Annotated in this window: 19 protein-coding genes; 11 read left to right on the plus strand and 8 right to left on the minus strand. The window is 62.6% G+C overall.

All coding sequences use genetic code 11. The annotated features are described in order from the left end of the window. Window positions 1–228 precede the first annotated feature (228 nt). The 7 genes from GGI60_RS14150 to GGI60_RS14180 all read left to right on the plus strand — a co-directional run bounded on the left by GGI60_RS14150 (window position 229) and on the right by GGI60_RS14180 (window position 7432). Window positions 229–1575, plus strand: a complete 1347-nt coding sequence (locus tag GGI60_RS14150) for an extracellular solute-binding protein (RefSeq protein ID WP_183916709.1) — start codon at window positions 229–231, stop codon at window positions 1573–1575. Window positions 1576–1642: 67 nt separating this feature from the next. Further along, window positions 1643–2944, plus strand: coding sequence for a carbohydrate ABC transporter permease (locus GGI60_RS14155; protein WP_183916711.1), 1302 nt, complete (start codon window positions 1643–1645; stop codon window positions 2942–2944). Between the two features lie 2 nt (window positions 2945–2946). Beyond that, window positions 2947–3789: a carbohydrate ABC transporter permease gene (locus GGI60_RS14160; RefSeq protein WP_183916713.1), complete on the plus strand. Its 843-nt coding sequence runs from the start codon at window positions 2947–2949 to the stop codon at window positions 3787–3789. Beyond that, the gene (locus GGI60_RS14165) at window positions 3789–4844 is read left to right on the plus strand and encodes an ABC transporter ATP-binding protein (protein ID WP_183916715.1); all 1056 of its coding nucleotides are present in this window, start codon (window positions 3789–3791) and stop codon (window positions 4842–4844) included. Before GGI60_RS14160 ends, GGI60_RS14165 begins: the two co-directional genes overlap by 1 nt. Beyond that, window positions 4844–5617 (plus strand): glycerophosphodiester phosphodiesterase, encoded by a 774-nt coding sequence (locus GGI60_RS14170; protein ID WP_183916717.1) that lies wholly within the window; start codon window positions 4844–4846, stop codon window positions 5615–5617. Before GGI60_RS14165 ends, GGI60_RS14170 begins: the two co-directional genes overlap by 1 nt. Next, window positions 5607–6611, plus strand: coding sequence for a LacI family DNA-binding transcriptional regulator (locus GGI60_RS14175; RefSeq protein WP_183916719.1), 1005 nt, complete (start codon window positions 5607–5609; stop codon window positions 6609–6611). Before GGI60_RS14170 ends, GGI60_RS14175 begins: the two co-directional genes overlap by 11 nt. Next, window positions 6611–7432, plus strand: coding sequence for an inositol monophosphatase family protein (locus tag GGI60_RS14180; RefSeq protein WP_183916721.1), 822 nt, complete (start codon window positions 6611–6613; stop codon window positions 7430–7432). The genes GGI60_RS14175 and GGI60_RS14180 overlap by 1 nt, the downstream gene beginning before the upstream one ends. Window positions 7433–7487: 55 nt before the next feature. On the opposite strand, the gene GGI60_RS14185 is transcribed toward GGI60_RS14180, so the two are convergent. From GGI60_RS14185 to GGI60_RS14220, 8 genes are all read right to left on the minus strand, one after another. Next, window positions 7488–8357 carry a glycerophosphodiester phosphodiesterase family protein gene (locus GGI60_RS14185; RefSeq protein WP_183916723.1) on the minus strand — a complete coding sequence of 290 codons (870 nt, stop codon included), beginning with the start codon at window positions 8355–8357 and terminating at the stop codon, window positions 7488–7490. Between the two features lie 65 nt (window positions 8358–8422). Further along, window positions 8423–9517 (minus strand): aminotransferase class V-fold PLP-dependent enzyme, encoded by a 1095-nt coding sequence (locus tag GGI60_RS14190; protein ID WP_183916725.1) that lies wholly within the window; start codon window positions 9515–9517, stop codon window positions 8423–8425. Between the two features lie 11 nt (window positions 9518–9528). Beyond that, window positions 9529–10308 carry an ABC transporter ATP-binding protein gene (locus GGI60_RS14195; protein WP_183916727.1) on the minus strand — a complete coding sequence of 260 codons (780 nt, stop codon included), beginning with the start codon at window positions 10306–10308 and terminating at the stop codon, window positions 9529–9531. After that, entirely contained in the window at window positions 10305–11099 is a 795-nt protein-coding gene (locus tag GGI60_RS14200) for an ABC transporter ATP-binding protein (RefSeq protein ID WP_183916729.1), read from the minus strand. Before GGI60_RS14200 ends, GGI60_RS14195 begins: the two co-directional genes overlap by 4 nt. Further along, window positions 11096–11929 carry an ABC transporter permease gene (locus GGI60_RS14205; protein WP_183916731.1) on the minus strand — a complete coding sequence of 278 codons (834 nt, stop codon included), beginning with the start codon at window positions 11927–11929 and terminating at the stop codon, window positions 11096–11098. The genes GGI60_RS14200 and GGI60_RS14205 overlap by 4 nt, the downstream gene beginning before the upstream one ends. Continuing rightward, entirely contained in the window at window positions 11926–12915 is a 990-nt protein-coding gene (locus GGI60_RS14210) for an ABC transporter permease (protein WP_183916733.1), read from the minus strand. The genes GGI60_RS14205 and GGI60_RS14210 overlap by 4 nt, the downstream gene beginning before the upstream one ends. 40 nt (window positions 12916–12955) lie before the next feature. Continuing rightward, entirely contained in the window at window positions 12956–14566 is a 1611-nt protein-coding gene (locus GGI60_RS14215) for an ABC transporter substrate-binding protein (protein WP_183916735.1), read from the minus strand. 160 nt (window positions 14567–14726) lie between these two features. Continuing rightward, window positions 14727–15767, minus strand: coding sequence for a substrate-binding domain-containing protein (locus GGI60_RS14220; protein WP_183916737.1), 1041 nt, complete (start codon window positions 15765–15767; stop codon window positions 14727–14729). A gap of 135 nt (window positions 15768–15902) precedes the next feature. On the opposite strand from GGI60_RS14220, the gene GGI60_RS14225 reads away from it, so the two are divergent. The 4 genes from GGI60_RS14225 (at window position 15903) to GGI60_RS14240 (ending at window position 20186) form a co-directional block, all read left to right on the plus strand. After that, window positions 15903–16934 carry a Gfo/Idh/MocA family protein gene (locus tag GGI60_RS14225; RefSeq protein ID WP_183916739.1) on the plus strand — a complete coding sequence of 344 codons (1032 nt, stop codon included), beginning with the start codon at window positions 15903–15905 and terminating at the stop codon, window positions 16932–16934. A gap of 11 nt (window positions 16935–16945) precedes the next feature. Further along, window positions 16946–17845, plus strand: coding sequence for a sugar phosphate isomerase/epimerase (locus tag GGI60_RS14230; protein ID WP_183916741.1), 900 nt, complete (start codon window positions 16946–16948; stop codon window positions 17843–17845). 103 nt (window positions 17846–17948) lie between these two features. Beyond that, window positions 17949–19211 carry an ABC transporter substrate-binding protein gene (locus GGI60_RS14235; protein ID WP_183916743.1) on the plus strand — a complete coding sequence of 421 codons (1263 nt, stop codon included), beginning with the start codon at window positions 17949–17951 and terminating at the stop codon, window positions 19209–19211. A 66-nt stretch (window positions 19212–19277) separates the two neighbouring features. Continuing rightward, complete coding sequence (locus GGI60_RS14240; protein WP_183916745.1) at window positions 19278–20186, plus strand: carbohydrate ABC transporter permease; 909 nt, start codon at window positions 19278–19280, stop codon at window positions 20184–20186. Window positions 20187–20188 lie beyond the last annotated feature (2 nt).

Genomic DNA, 20188 nt, shown 5'->3' on the forward strand with positions numbered 1-20188 from the left:
AAGCGCAATTTGAAGCGCAAAAGATGCCCGCTGAAAACCGTCGCTTGCAAGTCTTTCGGACATCGTCATAATAATTTTGCACACGTGCTCAATTTTTGTCATTCGGCCGTTACGTTGAGCCCATAGAGCGGGACATGTCACGTTTTCGTGGGGTTTCGGAACGGCCGTCAAGCGACAGTGCTGACCCGTCAAGAGGCTTCACACTGCTCTTCCAGGGAGACGAAGAAAATGACCATTTTGCCGACGTTGAAATCCCTTACGATCGCGGCCGCCATCTTGGCCTCGACCTCCGCCTTTGCGCTTGCCAAGGACGTTACTATCAGCGTCTGGGCCGGCGGCACCGGTCCGAACGACACCTATCGCCTCGACGCCATCGAGATCGCAGCCCAGCAGCTGCAGCGCGAAGCCGCGCTCAAGGGTGAAGACCTGAAGATCACCATCGAGAAGAAGGCCTATTCCGGCTGGGATGATTTCAAGCAGGCGCTGACGCTTGCCGCGGAGGCCAAGACCGCCCCGAACATCGTCGCCAGCGGTCATGAAGATATCGCACCCTGGTCGCAGGCCGGCCTTATCGTTCCGATCGAGGATCACGTTGATCTCGACGCCTGGCCGCTCAACGGCATCTACGAAAACCTGATGCAGATCGCCTCTTACAACGGCACCGTCTATGGCATTCCGCAGGATGCCGAATCCCGCCCGATGTTCTTCTGGAAGCCTTACATGAAGGCGATCGGCTATAGCGACGCCGATCTCGATGCACTGCCGCAGAACGTTCAGGACGGCAAGTACACGATGAAGAACCTGCTCGAAGACGCCAAGAAGATGCAGGACAAGGGTCTCGTCCAGCCCGGCTACGGTTTCTATCCGCGCCCCAGCAACGGTCCTGACTACTGGCAGTTCTACACGAGCTTCGGCGGCACGATGGAAGAAAACGGCAAGCTCGTCTTTGACAAGGCGGCCATGACCCGCACCTATCAGTTCATCTCCGATGCCGTTAAGGCAGGCGTCACCAAGAAGAACCATATTGGCATGCCGGGTGATCAGTGGTGGAAGGAAGTCGCCACCGGCAAGGCCGGCATCTGGGACGCCGGCACCTGGCACTATGCCCGTCTCGTCAACCAGGAAGGCCTGAAGGATTTCTTCGACAACATCGTCTTCACGCTGATCCCGGCCGGCGAGGGCGGCAAGGCCAACACGCTGACGCATCCGCTCGTCTACATGGTGACCGCAGGACACAGCGATGAAGATACGCAGATCGCCGCTCAGCTGATCACGATCGCCTCCGAACCGCGCATCAACGCGCTGCATGCGATCAAGTCCGCCCATCTCGGCATCTCCAAAGCTGAAGCCGAAGTGGACTTCTATGCGGACGACCGCTGGGCTCGCGAAGCCACCGAGCGCCTGCTGCCGCATGCCAATGCGATGCCGAATAATTCCGATTTCGGCAAATATTGGAACATCATGTGGAAGAACCTCGAAGCATCCTGGACCGGCGCCAAGACCGTCGACGCCGCCATCGGCGATGCCGAGAACGAGCTGAAGAGCACGCTCGGCGACAAGATCGTCATCCGCTAAAGTCGAAGCACTCTTCCGGGCGGCGGCGACCTCGCCGCCGCCCGGTCGGTCCTGCGAGGAGGCTTCCATGAAATCGTCCAGAACGCTTGGACTGGTGATGATCGCGCCTGCCGCGATCATGATCGTCCTGTTCTTCCTGATGCCGGTCGTTTTGACCGCGGTCTTCTCGATGACTAATATGACGACCGCAACCGGCATTTCCGGCGGCGTCTATCAGATCGCACCCAATTCCCTCATCGCACTGAAGTCGGCCATGCCCGACATTGCCGCCGAGATGGCCGAACCGCGCTACGCCGTCGACGAGGCGGGCCTCAAGGCCGTCGAGGGTCTCGGCCTTGCGCCTGGTATCGCCGCGGAGCTGCGCGCCAAACATGCTGGCGAGGTCTTCCCGACGCGCCGCGAAGCCGAGCGCATGATCAAGGATCTCGCCGACCGGCCTTCGACGCGAGAGGTCAAACAGATCTCCGAACAGTTCAATCGCTCCGTCGTCAACACCCGTTTCGACAGCAAGGAACAGCTGTTTTCGGCGTTGGACAACCTAGATCTCAAGCTGACGCAGGAACAGAAGGAAACTGTGGCCGAGGCCACCTATACCGGCTGGACCTGGACGACCGACAATTTCTCCCGCATCGCCACCTCCCCTGATATGGCGCGGGTTCTCTTCAACACCGCGCTCTACGTCGCGCTGGTGCTGACGCTCTTCAATGTCGGCTATGCGCTCCTGCTCGCCATCTGGACGCATTATATGCCGCCGACGCCGGCCTCGATCTTTCGCGGCATCTGGCTTCTGCCGCGCATCACCCCCGTCGTCATCTATGTCCTCCTGTGGAAATGGCTCGCCTGGGATACCGGTTTCATTTCGATCCTGATGGGCAAGTTCGGCTATCCCCCGAAGAACTACCTGCTCGACAACGCTTATAATGCCTGGTTCTTCGTCGTGCTGATCAACGGCTTCATCGGCGCCTCGATGGGCATGCTGGTGTTCTCCTCGGCAATGAAGGCCATTCCGAAGAGCCAGTTCTATGCGAGCGAGGTCGACGGCGCCTCCCGCTGGCAGCAGATCCGCTACATCGTCCTGCCGCAGATGCGCTGGCCGATCCTCTTCGTCACCTGCTACCAGACGCTGTCGCTGCTCGCCTCCTTCAATGAAATCCTCCTCGCCACCAATGGCGGACCGGGCAACACGACCGAGGTCTGGGCGCTCTCCGCCTATCACACCGCGCTCAGGAATTATGCCGGCAATCTCGAATACGGGCTGGGCGCGGCCATGGCGCTGGTGCTCGTCGTCATCGGCGTGACCCTGTCACTCCTTTATCTGCGCGTCTTCAACTACGGCACGCTTGTCGCCAAGCCCCTGATCGAGGACTGACCATGGCCGAACAATCGCAGCCCTCGGCAAATTATCGCAGCTGGCCCGTCATAACGACGCTCACCGTCGTCAGCCTGCCGCTGCTCCTGATGTATGTCTATCTGTTCCTCGACACCGTGACCGTGAAGCAGCCGGATGCGCTGCTGCCCTCCGGCCTGACGCTCAATCACTGGCGTTTCCTGTGGCAGACGACGGGGGGCAAGGCGAATATCTGGCAGGTGACGGTGAATACGCTGCTGTTTTCGGCCTGCACCACCAGCCTCGTGCTCATCGTCTCGTCGATGGCCGGCTATGTGCTGTCGCGACTGAACGTGCCGGCGCGCGGTTTCTTCCTCGCCGGCGTCATGGTGCTGCATGCCTTCCCGTCGGTCACGCTGATCATCGCCATCTTCATCGTGCTGCAGATGATCGGCCTCTACAATTCGCTGATCGGTGTCATCCTAGTGAAGGCGGCGATCGACCTGCCCCTCGGCATCTGGCTGATGAAGGGCTTCTACGACACCGTGCCCTGGGAAATCGAAATGGCCGGCGTCGTCGACGGTGCCTCGCGCTTCCGCGTCTGGCGCAGCCTCGTACTGCCGCAGGTCAAACCCGGCATCATGGCGCTCGGCCTGTTCTCCTTCCTCGCCGGCTGGGGCGAATTCATCCTGCCGCAGGTGCTGGCGCCGGGCAATGACGTGCAGGTGCTGTCGGTCTATCTCGCCGGCTTCCTCGCCGACGACAACAATTACGATTTCAATATGTTCAAGGCTGTCGGCCTCTTCTACCTCATTCCGGTGCTGATCGCGTACGCGCTCTTCAACAAATATCTGATGAACATCTACGGCGGCGGGAGCAAAGGCTGATGCGCATCCTCCTCGACAATTTTTCGAAGAGCTTCGGTTCCACCAAGGTCATCGAGAACATGCAGCTCGAAGTCCGCGACGGCGAGATGTTGGCGCTGCTCGGGCCTTCCGGCTGCGGCAAATCGACGACACTTTTCGCGGTCTGCGGTATCCACCGGCCGACCAGCGGACGCATCCTCTTCGGCGACCGCGACGTCACCGACCTGCCGAGCCAGGCCCGCAATGTCGGCGTTGTCTTCCAGTCCTATGCGCTCTATCCGCACATGACCGTTGCCGAAAACATCGGTTTTCCCCTCAAGGTGAAGGGCGTCAACGCCAGCGACATCCGCAAGGAGGTCGATCGTATTTCCGGGCTCGTTCACATCAGCAATCTCATGGAACGCCGACCGGCGCAGCTTTCCGGCGGCCAGCAGCAGCGCGTGGCGCTGGCCCGCGCCCTGATCCGCAAGCCCGATGTGCTGCTGCTCGACGAACCGCTCGCCAATCTCGACGCCAAGCTGCGCCTCGAAATGCGCTCGGAAATCCGCCGGCTGCAGCGCGAGACCGGCATCACCGCCATTCTCGTCACCCATGACCAGGTGGAGGCGATGAGCATGTGCGACCGCATCGCCATCATGAAGGAAGGCGAGATCGTCCAGATCGCAACGCCCGCCGAAATGTACAATGACCCGAAAACCGCCTTCGTCGCCGGCTTCCTCGGCAATCCGCCGATCACCTTCCTGCGTGGCGTCATGAACAAAGGTGTCTTCATCATCCCCGAGAGTGAGATCCGCGTGCCGCTGCCAGGCGCCGTCGGCGCCGCCGAGGGCAGCAAGCTGATGCTTGGCGTCAGGCCCGAGCATTTCACACCGGCAGGTGATACCCCCGTCACCGGCAAGGTCACCTTCGCCGAGACACAGGGCCGCGAAAACCTCTACGACGTGGCTCTTGCGGGTGGCCCGCTGCTGCGTTCGATTCAGCCGGTGCGCAACGATATCCATGTCGGCGACCATGTCACCTGGGCGATCGACAGCCGTGGCGTGTTCGTCTTCGACGAAAATGGCAGGAGGATTTGATGACTCGCGATTTTTCGGCTTTTTTCGAGCGCTATGGCTGGCCAGCGGCCATGGGCCGGTTTCCCTTCTGCATCGGCCATCGCGGCGCCAGCGGCCATGAACGCGAGAACACGCTCGCCGCCTTCCGCCGCGCTGCCGAACTCGGCGCTGAGATGTGGGAGCTCGACACGCAGCTGACAGGCGACGGCGTGGTCGTCGTCTCGCATGACGACCATCTTGAACGCGTCTTCGGCATCGACCGACGCATTTCCGAAATGACGGCCGCCGAGCTCGCCGCCCTTGACGGCGTCGACGTGCCGCCCTTTTCGGAAGTCGCCGCTCTCGCCCGTAAGACCGGAACGGGTCTCTATGTCGAACTGAAGGCGTCCGGGACCGGCCTGCTCTGTTGGCGCCATCTTGCCGAAATGAACCAGCGTTTTGCCTGCCTCGGCTCCTTCGACACGACACAGGTGCGCGAACTCAGGGATGCGGGCTGCGATTTCCCGCTTTCGGTGCTGATCCGCGTCGGCCACGATCCGCATGCGCTGGGCGACGAGGCGGGCGCCGATATTCTGCATCTCTGCTGGGAGAGAGCAGGCGAGCGTCCGCAGGACCTGGTAACCGACGCACTGATGCGGCGTGCCTTCGAAGCGGGCCGCGAGATCGTGCTCTGGCACGAGGAGCGGCCGCCCATTCTCGACGACATCATGAAGCTTCCGGTTCTCGGCATCTGCACGGATCTGCCAGATCTGATGCGGCCGTCGGCAGAGAGGGAAAAAGCAGTTGCCAGATAGGGATAAGGGACCGCGCAAGGTAACCTCCTTCGACGTTGCGCGGGTGGCCGGCGTCTCGCGCGCCGCCGTCTCACGTGCCTTCACGCCGGATGCCAGCGTCTCGCCGAAGACCCGGGAAAAGGTCTATCAGGCTGCCAAGGAGCTCGGCTACCGGGTGAACTACCTCGCCCGAAGCCTCACCAACAAACGCTCCGATCTCGTCGGCGTCGTCGCCGCCGGCCTCGACAATCCGTTCCGCACATTGCAGATCGAGCATCTGGCGAGAGTGCTGCTTGCCCGCAATTTCCGCCCGATCCTGCTGCCGACCTCGCAGGAGGCGGATACGTCGACGGTTATCGGCCAGTTGCTGCACTACGCCGTCTCCGGCGTCATCGTCACCTCGGACGCACCGCCGACCACGATCTGCGAGCAATGTGCGGCCGAAGGCGTGCCGATCGTCCTGATCAACAAGGGCAATGACATTCCCTTTGTGGATCGCATCATCTCGGACGACCGCATGGCCGGCCATCTCGCCGCCACGCACTTGATTGAAATCGGCGTGCGAAAGCCCGCCGTGATGGCCGCTCCCGTCATATCCTATACGGCGCGGCGGCGCAGCGAGGCCTTCATTGCCCGCTGCAAGCAGCTCGGCGCCGAGCCGCGATTTCTGCAGATCAGGATCAACGATTACCGGAGCGGCTATGATGCGGCCGGCGAACTTGCCGCATCCGGCATTGACGGCTTGTTCTGCGCCAACGACTTCATGGCCTGCGGCGTCCTCGACCGCATCATGCTGGGCCGTAGCCGCGACGACGTGCCGCCGATCTCCGTTATCGGCCATGACGATATTCCGCAGGCGAGCTGGACCGCCTATGAGCTAACAACGATCCGCCAACCTTGCGATATCCAGGCCGAACAGACCGTCGATCTGCTGATGAGCCGGATAGCCGAGCCGGATCTGGCGGCGCGCGTCGAATTTACGCCGGTGACACTGATAAGAAGAAGGACTGCTTGATGAATTCCGCATTCGATGCCGCTGCCATCCGGGCCCGGGCGGAGGTCGCGATCGCCGTTGCCCTCGAGACCGGACGGGAAGCGGTCCGGTTTCGGCGCGACTCTGACCCCGGCATCCTCGCCGTCGAAAACAAGGGATTGCAGGATTTCGTCACGGTCGCCGACAAGAGGGCCGAACAGACGATCCGCCACGGGCTCCTCTCGCGCTTTCCGGATGACACGTTCATGGGAGAGGAAAGCGGCGGACTGTCGGACGGGGTCGGCACCTGGGTCGTCGATCCGATCGACGGCACGACCAATTACATCAGGGGCTTCCGGCATTGGGGCGTCTCGATCGCTTTCGTCGCCGGCGGCAGGACCGAGATCGGCGTGGTTTACGACGCTGCCGAGGACAAGGTCTTCCATGCCATGCGCGGCGGCGGCGCCTTTCAGGATGGGCTTGCCATTCGTGCCGCCGCAACCGACGATCCAGCCAATGCGCTGGTCATCCTCGGCCATTCCCGCAAAACGAGTTTCGACGACTATCTCGCACTCTCCAGAAGGCTGCACGAGCGCGGCATCGACTATCGCCGTATGGGCGCGGCTGCCATCGACCTGATTCGCGTGGCCGAGGGCGTCGCCGACCTCTATTATGAACGCCATCTCAATGCCTGGGACATGCTTGCCGGCGCGCTGATCGCCGAAGAGGCCGGCGCTGTGGTGGCGATGCCGCCGATCGACAAGCTGCTTGCGGAAGGCGGGCCGGTCATCGCCCACGCGCCGGGGCTTGCCGGCGAATTCGCCTTCATCCTCGACATCGAGGGACTGTCAGTCGCCGGCTAAAAGCCGTTGCTTAAGGCATGCCATCATCCGGAACGGCTGCACATTTCCGGACGGGTTAGCCGGCCATCCGGCGGCTCCAGGCGCGTTCGGTCGCCGGCGCCTCGTCGGTGGTGATCTGATCCGGCTTCAGCGCCATCAGCGCCTGGAAGTTCCCCCATTCCGCTTCGCTGAAACCGGCCTCGGGATGCTTCAGGGTAAAGGTCCAGGCGTCGACGCGTTTGCCTGCGTCCTGGCAGAGCGCGATCATGTCGAGACCCTCATTGGCGGCATCAAGGATCAGCGGCCAGTGGAGATAGACCGTGTCCGGTTCGGTCGGACCGCGCAAATCGGCGCGCAGTTCGATCTCGACAGCCTTCCAGCCGTCGGCCTTCCTGATCCCGTAGAGCTTGTCAGTGGGATCGATGCCGCGCAGGAGATGAGGAAGCTTCTCCTTGACCGCGACGATGAGGTCGAAACTGCCGGCGCTGACGATCACCGAGGCGGCGATCTCCTGGAACTGCGCGGCAAGATGCGCGATGCCCTGCGCGCCGATCGCCTCGTAGTCGTCCTTCATGTCGAATTGCAGCAGTGCGGCCGGGTGGGCCGCTTGCAGCATGGCGGCGAGGTCTTCGCTGAGGATGAGCGGCCGGTCGCCCCCCTGCATCCTGATATCGCGGAGGTCACTGAGGCGCTTTTCGGCGATCGGTCCATGACCGTTCGTTTCCCCTTCGAGGTCCTCGTCGTGCAGCACGACGAAACCGCCGTCGGCGCGCACGCGCAGATCGAGTTCCATCGAGGCGCCTGCGGCAAATCCCTCCGCCATCACGTCGGCGGAGAACAGCGGATCGGCAAAACGTTTGCGCAGCCGGTGCCATTTCAGACGGGTGCGATGCCCCTCGTGCAAAATCTCCAGGCCCTGCGCATCCAGCAATTTCGTCATCTGCATCCGGCCTCCGCGATGCCACTCTCCTGCCTTGGACAGCCGCGATTATCAAGACCCGAACATAAGATTCAGCGACTGTAGGCTGCGGCTATCGCCTCTGCAGCGGCGGCGATATTGGCGGGACGGCCGGCCTGCGTGAGGGCTGCGCCGTAGCCCACGACATTTGAGAGCACTGTCTGGAATGCGGCGCGCGGGCCTGTGTGGTTCAGCCGCACGAGGCGGGCGGGCGCGGTTCCCACGGCTTCCGTCAGCTCGACTCCCAGCCGCCCCGCGGCCGCGATCACCGAACCCGGTTCCAGTGCCTCCGGCAATGGCACCGCCGTCACCAGGTTCGACGACTTTACCGTCGGCACCCAGGCCGGGGCGCCGAGTGCGGCGAGCCCGGCCGACGTCGCCGATGCCGCCAGCGCATGGCGGGCAATTACATTCTCCAGGCCCTCGACCTCGATGCGGTCGAGAGCCGCCTCCAGCGCAAAGAATTCCAGCGGCGCCGGCGTTCCGGGCAAGGTGCGCCGACCGTTGTCGATCCAGCGCTTCAGATCGGCCAGCGACAGGATCGAGTCGCGCGGCGCGCCGCCCTTGAGAACGAGATCCCAGGCACGCGGGCTGACGGAGAGCGCAGAGACACCCGCCGGACCGCCGAGCGCCTTTTGCGGGCCGATCACCGCAATGTCGATGCCGAGATCGTCGACCTCGAGCCGATGCCCGCCGACCGAGGCGACCGCATCGACGACGGTGACGATGCCGCGGGCGCGCGCAAGCGCGAGTATCTCTGGCAGCGGGTTGAGAATGCCGCTCGCAGATTCCGCGTGAACCACGGCGAGCACATCGATATGAGGGCCGGCATCGAGCGCTTTGGCGACGCCGTCGATCTCGATCGGCAAGCCCGGCTCGGCGACGAGATTCCGAACGGTTGCGCCGCCTCGCCGCAGCCATTGCCCGAACCAGCCACCATAGGGACTGGTGACGAGGTTGAGGGCCGAAAGGCCGGGACGCGCGAGACTGGCTGCCACCGCTTCCAGCGCCACCACCGCCTCTGCCTGCACCAGCACGACGTCACCCCGGCAGCGCAGAATGCGGCCGATTCCGTCAGCGAGCACGGCGTAGCGCTCCGCGGGGTACAAAGGCGCGCCGAGCAGGGGATTCCAACCGAGATCGAACATGGACGCCTCCTTCACAGCGGTTCGGTCACAAGACGAGGAACGGCTGCCACTAGCGCGCGGCCGGCAGCCGATTGCGGTGCGGCGACAACGGCCACGGCCGGACCGGTCTCGACGATCCGGCCGCCGTCCATGACGGCGATGCGGTGGGAAACAGCGCGCACCACGGCAAGATCGTGCGAAATGAACAGACAGGCAATTCCATGCTCCTTCTGGAGCTCGACCAAAAGTTCGAGGATCCTGCCGCGCACGGTGACGTCAAGCGCCGAGACCGCCTCGTCGAGCACCAGCAGCGAGGGCCGTGTAGCGATCGCCCGGGCAATCGCCACACGCTGGCGCTGGCCGCCGGAGAGCGCGCGGACCGGCCGGCGGGCATAATCGGCAGGCAGGCCGACACGTTCGAGGAGCATGGTGATCTCGCCGGCACGCCGGTTTTGCGACACGACGCCGTGGATGCGCAAGGGGTCGTCAAGCACCGAACCGACCGTCACCAGCGGGTTGAAGGCGGCCAGCGGATCCTGGAACACCATCTGCATGCGCACCCGCCTGCGGCGCAAGGCAGCGCCTCTCAGCGTCAGCCAATCCTCTCCCTCAAAACGGATCGCACCGGCATCACAGGGGAGAAGCCGCAGCAGGATACGCGACAGCGTCGATTTTCCGCTGCCGGAGGCGCCGACCAGACCGAGCGTTTCCCCGGCTGCGATCGTCAGCGAAACATTGTCGAGCGCGGCGACCCGGCGGCCCGCGGAAGAAAAGCGCTTCGAGATGTTTTCTATGGACAGCAGAGGATTCATGGCGCCAGCTCTTCGATCAGGGGTGGCGTCGCGAGGTCGCGATGGCTGGCGATGAGAGCGGCGGTATAGTTGCTCACGGGCGCCGAAAGCACCGAACGCACGGGACCTGCCTCGACGAGACGCGCATCGCGGAAGACGGCGATCCGGTCGACGAAGCCGGAGGCGAGTGCGATGTCGTGGGTGATGAAAAGCAGCGTCATGCCGTCCTCGCGCACCAGCCCGTCGAGCAGGCGGACGATCTCGGCCTGGACCACCACGTCGAGCGCGCTCGTCGCCTCGTCGGCGATCAGCAGCGCGGGCCTTGCAGCGATCGCCGCAGCGATCGCCACACGCTGGCGCTGGCCGCCTGAAAGCTGATGCGGAAAGGCCCGCATCGCCTTGTCGGGCTGCGGCATCCGCACCCGCCCGAGCAGTTCCTCGGCTCGGATAGAGGCCCGTTTCCAGCCGAGGCCGAGGTGGCGCCTGGCGCCTTCGGCAATTTGCTCGCCGATCGTCAGGACGGGATTGAGGCTCGTGCCGGGATCCTGGAAGACGAAGCCGAAATCGCGGCCCGGGCGGGGCGGGTGGCCGAGGGCGGGCCAGAGCATCTCGCCGGTGACTTTCGTTCCCTCGGGCAGCAGACCCGCGAGCGCCCGGGCGAGCGTGCTCTTGCCGGAGCCGCTTTCGCCGATGATCGCCAGCCTCTCGCCGGCGGCAATATCGAGATCGATACCATCGAGCGCGGCCGCATTGTTCTTGCCGCGCCGATAGGTGACCGAAAGCTGCCGGAGGCTGCAGAAAATGCCGCTCATGCCGCCCTCCCGCCGTCATCGCCAAGCGCCTTGCCGAGACCTTCGCTGAAGAGATGAACGCCGAGCACAGTCACGGCAAGTGCTGCGCCCGGCAGGACGGAGAGATAGGCGGCCGAGCGCAGCACGCTGCGGCCTTCGGCGATCATCGAACCCCAGGTGGCGATATTCGGATTGCCGAGGCCAAGAAAGGAAAGCGCCGACTCGGTGAGGATCGCGCCGGCGACGATCGTAGCGGAAAGCGCCAGCACCGGCGGCAGCGCGTTCGGCAGGATCTCGCGGAAGGCGATTTCTGCGGGATGCATGCCGATCACTCTTGCCGAGGCGACGTAATCCTGCTCGCGGATCGCCAGCACCTGGGCGCGCGTCAGCCGCGCCGGATCGGCCCAGGCGCCAAGCGCGATGGCAAGCACGACGATCGGGGTCGATACCCCGATGGTGCTGACGAAGGCGAGGGCAAGCAGGAAGCCCGGCACGATCTGGAAGGCGTCGACCACACGCATCAACGCCTCGTCGACGAACCCGCCGGAAAATCCGGCCGCCATGCCGACGCAGACGCCGAGGACCATCGCCGAAAAAGCTGCCGCGAGGCCGACGGCAATCGAGGTTCGCGCGCCATAGAGCAGGCCGGCGAGCACATCACGTCCGAGGCGATCCGTGCCAAGTGGAAAGGCCGCGTCGGTGAAGGGCGCAAGCAGCGCCCGCCCGGCGATCCTCAGCGGATCGCCGGGCGAAATGGCGGGGGCAAGCAGCCCGGCCGACAGCAGGATGACAAGGATCGCAAATCCGGCAATGCCTTCCCACGTGCCGAGCAAACGCTGGAGACGGCTCATGCGCCACCCTCCGAAGCGCCGATGCGCGGGTCGAGCGCGGCATAGATAAGATCGACGAGGAAATTGACCGAAATGACGAGAACAGCGCTGGTGACGACGATGCCCATCAACAGCGGCGCATCGCGGCCGTTGACCGCATCCTGTGCCAGGCGCCCGAAACCTGGGATCGCAAAGACGCTCTCAATGACCACGCTGCCGCCGAGCATGGCCGCCGATTGCAGCCCGAGCATGGTGACGAGCGGCAGCAGCGCATTGCGCGCCACATGGCGCAGCACGATGCGGCTGCGCGACAGGCCCTTGGCGCGGGCGAAAAGGACGAAATCCAGTTTCCAGGCCTCAGCCATGCCGGCCCGCATCACCCGCAGGAACAAGGCGAGATAGATCAGGGCAAGGGCGCCGACCGGCAGGACCAGGTGATCTGATATGTCGAGGGCACGGGAAAACCCGGTCTTGCCCGAAGCAATCGTCTCGATTCCGGCGATCGGAAACCAGCGCAGCTTCACCGAAAAGGCAATGCTCAGGACCAGGCCGAGCCAGAAGCTCGGAATGGCATAGACGATCAGCGAGCCGATCGACAGCAGCCGGTCGCGCAAGCTTCCCGGCCGCGCCCCGGCGAGGATGCCGAGCGCGGAACCAAGGCCGAAAGAAAGCGCCGTCGCGCTGCCCATCAACAGCAGCGTATTGGGCAGGCGCTCGGCGATGAGCGCGCCGACCGGCCGGTCGAAGGCGACCGACCAGCCGAGATCGAGCTGCGCTAGCGAGGAAAGATAGAGCCAGAGCCGTGCCAGCACGGACCGGTCGAGGCCGTAGCTCTCGCGCAGCGTTTGCCTGAGTGCCGCATCGCCGCCGCCGATCGCGCCCAAATAGGCATCGACGGCATCGCCGGAGGCGGATTCGAGCAGGAAAAAGGTGAAGATCACCACGATCAGCAGCACTGGAAGGCTGCTGATCGCCCTACGCCGCAGGAGGAGGATTGCGCGTTTCACGCCGGATAAGACCTCCGGAAGAGAATTGCCGCCGATCCTATCACGATTGCAGCACGGTATCGCCCCAGTTCGAAATGGCCCAGCGCGGATTGTTCGCCACGTTGAGGACGGTGTCGCGGGCGACGGTGATGAAGCCCCATTCCGCAACGTTGATCAGCGGCAGATCGGCGACGACGAGCTGCTGGAACTTGCGGTAGAGATCGGTGCGCGTCGCCGTGTCGACGGTTTCGGAGGCCTGCTTGATGATCCTGTCGAGCTCGGGATTGGCATAACCGCCCTGGTTGGAGAAGGGAACGCCATCAGGGGTACCGGACTGAACGAGAATGGTGGTGGAGATCGCCGGATCGCCGCGGAACACCGGCGGGGCGACGGCGAGGTCGAAATCGTGGTCGGTATAAACAGCCTTCTGGTGCGCGGCCGCATCGGCATTGATAATTTCGGCATCGATGCCGATCGCGGCAAGCGCCTGGCGAAGGTAATCGCCGAACTGGCGGGTCTCGTTAAAATAGGGCGCGGGGCGGAGCTTCAGCTTGAAGCGGCTGCCGTCCGCCCCCTTGGCATAACCCGCCTTGTCGAGAATATCGTTGGCGGCCGCCGGATTGAAGTCATAGGTCGTGACATCGGACGTATAGAATTCCGGCGCATTCTTCGGCACCGGACCTGTGGCGGCGGCGGCATAACCGAGAAAGATCGTGTCGACCACGAATTTCTTGTCGATGGCGTGCGCGATCGCCTGGCGGACCCTGAGGTCGGCGAGCTCCTTGCGGCGGTGATTGATCTCGACGACGAGCTGGTAGGTCAAGGCCTCGTAGCCTTTCGAGATCACCTTGATGCCGTCGACCTTGGAGATGCGATCGAGATCGGCCAGCGGCACGGCCGAGAAGGCGGCCAGCTGGATTTCGCCGGCTTCGAGCGCCGCACCCGCCGACGCGCGGTCGGGCAGCACGCGGAAAACGATCTCATCGAGTTTCGGCTGGTCCTTGTCCCAATAATTCTCATTGCGCGTCAGCCGGTAGTATTCGCCGGGTCTGTGTTCGGCAAACTTGAACGGCCCGGTGCCGACGAGCTTGTTATTACCAGGATTGGCGGCGATATCGCTGCCGTCGAAGATGTGTTTGGCGACGACGCTGGTGACGACGGGCAGGGCATTGCGGATGAGCTGGAACGGTGTCGGCTTGGAGAAGCGGAAGATGGCGGTGTAGTCGTCGGGCGTATCGACGGCTTCGAGATTGGCGAAGACCAGGCGCCCGAGATTCTGCAGCGGCTTCCAGATGTTGAGGGCGGAGAAGGCGACATCGACCGAAGTAAACGGCTTGCCATCATGCCAGGTGACGCCGTCGCGCAGCTTGAAGGTGACGGAAAGGCCGTCGGCCGAGCCTTCCCAGGAGGTGGCAAGGCGCGGCGCAAGCCCGTCCTTGCCGTCGAACGAGGCTTCGGCCAGTGGTTCGATCACCTTGCTAGCGATGAAAAAGACACCGTTCGAAGCGACGATGGCAGGGTTGAGGTTCTTGGGCTCGGAATCGGCCGCAACAACCAGTCTCCCGCCGCCAGGCGCGGTCTGGGCGAGCGTCTGGCGGGCGAGCGCCGTCGAGGCAAGCAGCAGAGCAGTGCCCTTCATCAGCGTGCGCCGCGAGATAGATGACACTATCATGACCCCTCCTGATCGATCGAAACCAGCTACCATATTCGGCCCGAAATACCGGTTGGCATAGAGATTAAATTCGAATGATCGGGCTCCGCGAGACATTTTTTGTCACCCAGCCATTATATCCTCTGCCTTACTCGCGCGGGAGGGCCGAAGCCGGCAACCTTCAGGCATTCGTCAGCTGAAACGCGTCGCTTTCTCCTGCCACCAGTTCGAGTGGCCAGATTCTGTTGCCACCGGCATCGGAATAGAGGGCTCGATAGGCCGGCATGCGAGCGAGCAGCATTTGGCCGAGCGCAACGCCGAGATCGTAGAGCGACATCCGGAAGCAGCTGAGCGAGGGCTGCAGAAACCGCGCGCGCGGGGCATCGCGGAAGCCGATCACCGCAAGATCGCGGCCGGGCAGGACGCCCGATTCCATCAGGCGGCGGTATAAGCCGATCGCCATCAGCTCGTAGATCAGGATCACTGCGGTCGGCCGGTCCTCAAGCAGCAGCAGCTCACGGGCCGCCTGGTAGCCGCCCTGTTCGCTCGATTTGACGCGGATGACGAGCGACGGGTCGAAGGGAAGACCATACTGTTCGAGCGCACGGCGATAGCTCTCGACAAAGACGTAGCCGAGGTTGACCTCGCTCGACGGCGCCGTAATCGCGATCCGGCGGTGGCCGCGCGCGACCAGCCGTTCGACGGCGCGCTCGGCGACGCCTTCGAAGTCGAGGTCGATCCAGGGGAAGTTGCCGGCCGAAAGGCTGCGCCCGACGGCGATGAACGGGATCCTTGCCCGCGAGAGAAAATCGACACGGCGATCGACGCGCTGCATATTGGAGATGATCATCGCATCCACGACACGCCGCGCTACCATGCGCTTCAGATATTCGCACGGGTCTTCATCGCTCGGGCAGGGCAGCAGAAGAAGATCAAGCTTGTGGCGGGTAAAGACATGCTGCAGGCCGCTGGTGACGCCGAGGAAGAAGTTGTCAGCGTTTTCGACCGCCTCCGCGCTCGATTCGATCATCAGGCCTATAACCTTCGTCTCTCCTTGTCTCAGGCTGCGCCCCGACTGATTGGCGACATAGCCGAGCGCCTCGGCCGCCGCCAGCACACGACGGCGCGTTTCCTCGTTGACATCCGGCCTGCCGTTCAGGGCGCGGGACACCGTGCCGATCGAAATAGCCAGGTGTTCGGCAAGCTGGCGGATTCCCTTCATCGGCTGCGATCCCTCCTGGGCCGTAAATTTCGCAGGTGGCCTCTATTGACACCGCAAAATGTTTTCGCCTACAGTCGTAAACGTTTACGGAGTGCGTGTCACGAGGAGAGTTGGCGCCATTCCCTGGAGGAAATCGTGAAATTCAGTGCCATTCTGTGCGGGTGCGGAGCTATGTCCAAAGGTTGGTTGCGCGCCATCGCGTCCAACCCTGATCTCGCCGATACCCTCACCATCGTCGGCCTCGTCGACCTCAACCGCAACACGGCGGAACAGCTCGCCGCCGAGTTCGGCCTCGACAGCGTCATCGGTTCGGATCTCTCCGAGGTCATCGCGGCGACGAGGGCCGATCTGGTCTTCGACATCGTCATTCCGTCCGCCCGTTACGATGTCGTGTCGACCGCACTCAAGGCCGGCTGCCATGTGCTCAGCGAAAAGCCGATGGCTGCCTCGCTCGCCGAGGGGGCCGCGCTGATCGATCTCGCCGCAGAGACCGGCCGCATCCACGCCGTCATCCAGAACCGCCGCTTCATCTCCGGCATCCGGCGCCTTCGCCGTTTCGTCGACAGTGGCGCAATCGGCGATCTTACCGCCATCCATTGTGACTTTTTCCTTGCGCCGCACTTCGGCGGCTTCCGCGAGGAGATGGACAATGTGCTGCTTCTCGACATGGCGATCCACACCTTCGATGCCGCCCGCTATGTCGCCGACAGGAAGCCGCTCGCCGTTTATTGCGTCGAGCGCAATCCGAAGGGGTCATGGTACCGGCATGGCGCCTCGGCCAATGCCATCTTCGAATTTTCCGACGATATCGTCTTTACCTATCGCGGCTCCTGGTGCGCCGAAGGCGAGCGCACCAGCTGGGAAAGCCAGTGGCGCCTCGTCGGCTCGAAGGGAATGCTGACCTGGGATGGCGAGGAGAGTTTCAAGGCGGCCGTGGCCGATGGCGAGCCCGGCCTTCTGCGCGGAGCTGCCTCCGTAAACGTTCCCGGTCCGGAACACGATGCCGAAACGCACGGCCACGCCAGCGTCATCGCCGATTTCATTGCGGCGATCCGCAGCGGCGGGCAGCCCGAAACGGTCAATTCCGACAATATCAGAAGCCTCGCCATGGTCTTCGGCGCCATCGAAAGCGCCAAGACCGGCCGGCGCATCGAAATTTCAGCATAGGAAGACGTGACGTGAGCAACCCTGCAAAATCCATTCGCATCGGCACCATGGTCAGCGGCAACAAGGGCGATGCCGCCCAGCGCATCGGCCAGATCGCCGATCTGGGCTTCGAGAGCTTCGAGCCCTTCTTCTGGCAGACGACCAAGGGCCAGGACCTCGCCGAGCTCGGCAAACGCTGCCTCGACGCGATCGGCGACCGCGACATCACCATCTCGACGCTCGGCATGTTCGGCAATCCGCTCGAGGAGACTGACATCGATCTCGAAACGCTGCAGGGCTGGAAGGATTGCATCGACAATGCCCATCATTTCGGCGCCACCTGCGTTGCCGGCTTCACCGGCCGCGTTCGCGGCAAGCCGCTGACCGACAGCCTGCCCCGCTACAGAGAGATCTGGACCGAGCTGGCCAAACGCGCTGCCGACAAGGGCATCAAGATTGCCTTCGAGAATTGCGCCATGGACGGCAACTGGGCGAGCGGCGACTGGAACATCGCCCATAATCCCGACGCCTGGGAACTGATCTTCAACGAGACGCCAGACGATCATATCGGACTCGAATGGGAACCCTGCCATCAGATGGTCTATCTGATCGACCCTCTGCCGCAGATCCGCAAATGGGCGCACAAGTTTTTCCACGTTCACGGCAAGGACGCGACCATCCGCTGGGAGGTCATCAAGGAACACGGCATCTTCGGCAAGGAGAAATTCGTCTTCATGCGCACGCCGGGCTTCGGCGACAGCAACTGGACCGACATCATTTCCGAGCTACGCCTTGCCGGCTGGTCCGGCTCGATCGACATCGAAGGCTGGCACGACCCGGTCTATCGCGACGAGCTCGAAATGACTGGCCAGGTTCACGGGCTCAACTATCTGAAGAAGTGCCGGGGCGGAGATTTCGTTGTTGATCCCTGATCGACCGCCTAAGGTAGGACGCCGTCGGGCTGGGAGGCCCAGCTGCGCCATGACTGACTAACTTGGCCTTTTCGCGGCGCAGCCGCTTTTTTGGGAGGAAAGCATGAAAAGAATTGCAAGACTTGCGCTAGCACTCGGCACGGCGATGCTGATGACATCAATCGGCCATGCTGAACAGAAGACCTTCAAAATCTGGTGGTTCGAGGAGCCTACCACGGCTCAGGGCATTGTCTGGAAGAAAGCGCTCGAGGAGTTCAAGGCGAAACATCCGGATATCAACGTCAGCTTCGAGCAGAAGACCTTTCAGCAGTTGCAGGCCTCAGGCGGCATGATCCTCAATTCCGATCAGGCCCCCGACGTGCTCGAGTACAACAAGGGCAACGCCACCGCTGGCTTGGTTGCAAGCCAGGGATTGCTGACCAATCTGGACGCTTATGTGAAGAAGGAAGGCTGGGACAAGATCCTTAACGAAGGCGATTTTGTCCTAAGCCGTTATGACGAAAAGGGCATCTATGGCTCCGGTCCTGTTTGGGGCGTTTCTGTCTTCGGCGAATATGTTTCGTGCTTCTACAATATTGACATGTTTGAAAAGGCAGGCCTCAAGCCGCCGACGACGCTCGAAGAGTGGGTCGCCGGCATGGAAGCCTTCAAGCAGAAGGGTGTCACGCCTCTCGCGCTCGGCGCCATCGACACCAGTGGCCAGCACTTGCTTGCCTCTCTCGCCTATACCAAGGCCGATGACGCCTGGGTCCAGAATTATCAGGGTTTGAAGGCTCCCCTCGACGGCGCGCCCTATCTCTATGCGGCGCAGACATTGGTCGACTGGGTCGGCAAAGGCTACATCAGCAAGGACTCCACGGGCATGAAGGACCCGGACGCGGCTCTGCTCTTTACCTCCGGCAAAGCACCGATGTACGTCTCGGGCACGTGGAATCTCGGCACCTTCGCCTCGACCATCAAGGACTTCAAGTGGGGCCAGTTCGTAATTCCGACGCCGAAATATTCGGTCGGCTCGACAGGCAATCTCTGGGTCGTTCCCAAGGCTAGCAAGAATCCTGATCTCGCCGCCGAGTGGATCAGCTTGACCTTGTCGCCGAAGTACCAAGCCGAACTCGGCAATGCCGGCGGCGTGCCGATCGCCGCTGACCTTTCCGCCATCACCAACCCCATCGGCAAGAACGCCGCAGCGGTTTTCAAGCAGATCTCTGACAAAAACGGTCTCGGTTTCTATCCTGACTGGCCGGTCCCCGGCTACTACGACGTGCTCAATCAGAAAGACACGGGTCTTTTCCAGGGCAGTCTGACTGCAGAGCAGTTCGTCGAAGAAATCAAGCAGGTTTACGACGACGCGCAGGAAAATCAGTAGCGCGACCTTGAGCGCTGGGCTGCACCTCTCGCGCAGCCCAGCATGGGAGGCTGAAGGAAGAATGATATGGCCATATCCAGCCAGCGATCGAGCGACGGTTCACGAAGCTATAGCCTTTACCTCGTCCCGGGGGCGATCGGGTTTATTCTGATCGTGCTCATACCCCAGCTTGCTAATCTGGGGCTGAGTTTTACGGCATGGAAAGGCGTGGGCACACCGCGACCGGTCGGCCTGCAGAACTATCATCGTCTGCTCACGGACGATCAGTTCTGGGGATCGATGTATCACACGCTGCTGTTCATCGTCTCGATGACCGTGATACCCGTGTGCATCGGCCTGGTGCTGGCCGCTCTGCTGTTCGATTATGTCAGGGACCAATTCGGGGAATGGGTCTCAAGCTTCTTCAGGGCGGGTTTTTACTTACCGCAGATTCTGCCCGTAACGGTTGCGGGCGTCCTCTGGGGCTGGATCCTCAATCCCGTCGGCGTCATCAACACCACGCTAAAGGCCATCGGCCTTGATAATCTCGCCCAGAACTGGATCGGCGATGCGACATACGCGCTTGCCGCCGTCTCGCTCGTCATTGTCTGGATACAAGTCGGCTATTGTCTCGTGGTCTTCATGGCCGGTCTATCGCGCATCGACCCTTCTCTCTACGAGGCTGCCGAGCTCGATGGAGCAAACTGGTGGAGCCGGCTGGTGACGATCACCATTCCGCTTCTGGCGCCGGAGATTTTCGTCGTTGTGCTGACCACGCTGATCGCAGCGCTTAAAGTCTTTGCGCCGATTTTTGTCATCACCGCCGGCGGCCCCGACAATGCCACTCTGGTGCCGTCCTATCTGACTTACTACCACTTCTTCACAACACAGCGCGTCGGCTATGCCGCAGCCATCGCGGTCGTGCAAACGACTCTGACGATCGGTTTGGCAGTGATTTTCCTGCGCTTCCAGAGCCAGCAGGAGGTGAAGGGATAGAC

Origin of the sequence: Rhizobium lentis (assembly GCF_014200175.1) — a bacterium.
GTDB classification, from domain to species: Bacteria; Pseudomonadota; Alphaproteobacteria; order Rhizobiales; family Rhizobiaceae; genus Rhizobium; species Rhizobium mulingense.

Excerpts from the sequence above, each read along its gene's own strand:
- GGI60_RS14150 (WP_183916709.1), top strand. The coding sequence starts at position 229 with ATGACCATTTTGCCGACGTTGAAATCCCTTACGATCGCGGCCGCCATC.
- GGI60_RS14220 (WP_183916737.1), bottom strand. The coding sequence starts at position 15,767 with ATGAAGGGAATCCGCCAGCTTGCCGAACACCTGGCTATTTCGATCGGC.
- GGI60_RS14180 (WP_183916721.1), top strand. The coding sequence starts at position 6,611 with ATGAATTCCGCATTCGATGCCGCTGCCATCCGGGCCCGGGCGGAGGTC.
- GGI60_RS14190 (WP_183916725.1), bottom strand. The coding sequence starts at position 9,517 with ATGTTCGATCTCGGTTGGAATCCCCTGCTCGGCGCGCCTTTGTACCCC.
- GGI60_RS14160 (WP_183916713.1), top strand. The coding sequence starts at position 2,947 with ATGGCCGAACAATCGCAGCCCTCGGCAAATTATCGCAGCTGGCCCGTC.
- GGI60_RS14240 (WP_183916745.1), top strand. The coding sequence starts at position 19,278 with ATGGCCATATCCAGCCAGCGATCGAGCGACGGTTCACGAAGCTATAGC.
- GGI60_RS14155 (WP_183916711.1), top strand. The coding sequence starts at position 1,643 with ATGAAATCGTCCAGAACGCTTGGACTGGTGATGATCGCGCCTGCCGCG.
- GGI60_RS14170 (WP_183916717.1), top strand. The coding sequence starts at position 4,844 with ATGACTCGCGATTTTTCGGCTTTTTTCGAGCGCTATGGCTGGCCAGCG.
- GGI60_RS14165 (WP_183916715.1), top strand. The coding sequence starts at position 3,789 with ATGCGCATCCTCCTCGACAATTTTTCGAAGAGCTTCGGTTCCACCAAG.
- GGI60_RS14235 (WP_183916743.1), top strand. The coding sequence starts at position 17,949 with ATGAAAAGAATTGCAAGACTTGCGCTAGCACTCGGCACGGCGATGCTG.
- GGI60_RS14215 (WP_183916735.1), bottom strand. The coding sequence starts at position 14,566 with ATGATAGTGTCATCTATCTCGCGGCGCACGCTGATGAAGGGCACTGCT.
- GGI60_RS14195 (WP_183916727.1), bottom strand. The coding sequence starts at position 10,308 with ATGAATCCTCTGCTGTCCATAGAAAACATCTCGAAGCGCTTTTCTTCC.
- GGI60_RS14200 (WP_183916729.1), bottom strand. The coding sequence starts at position 11,099 with ATGAGCGGCATTTTCTGCAGCCTCCGGCAGCTTTCGGTCACCTATCGG.
- GGI60_RS14205 (WP_183916731.1), bottom strand. The coding sequence starts at position 11,929 with ATGAGCCGTCTCCAGCGTTTGCTCGGCACGTGGGAAGGCATTGCCGGA.
- GGI60_RS14185 (WP_183916723.1), bottom strand. The coding sequence starts at position 8,357 with ATGCAGATGACGAAATTGCTGGATGCGCAGGGCCTGGAGATTTTGCAC.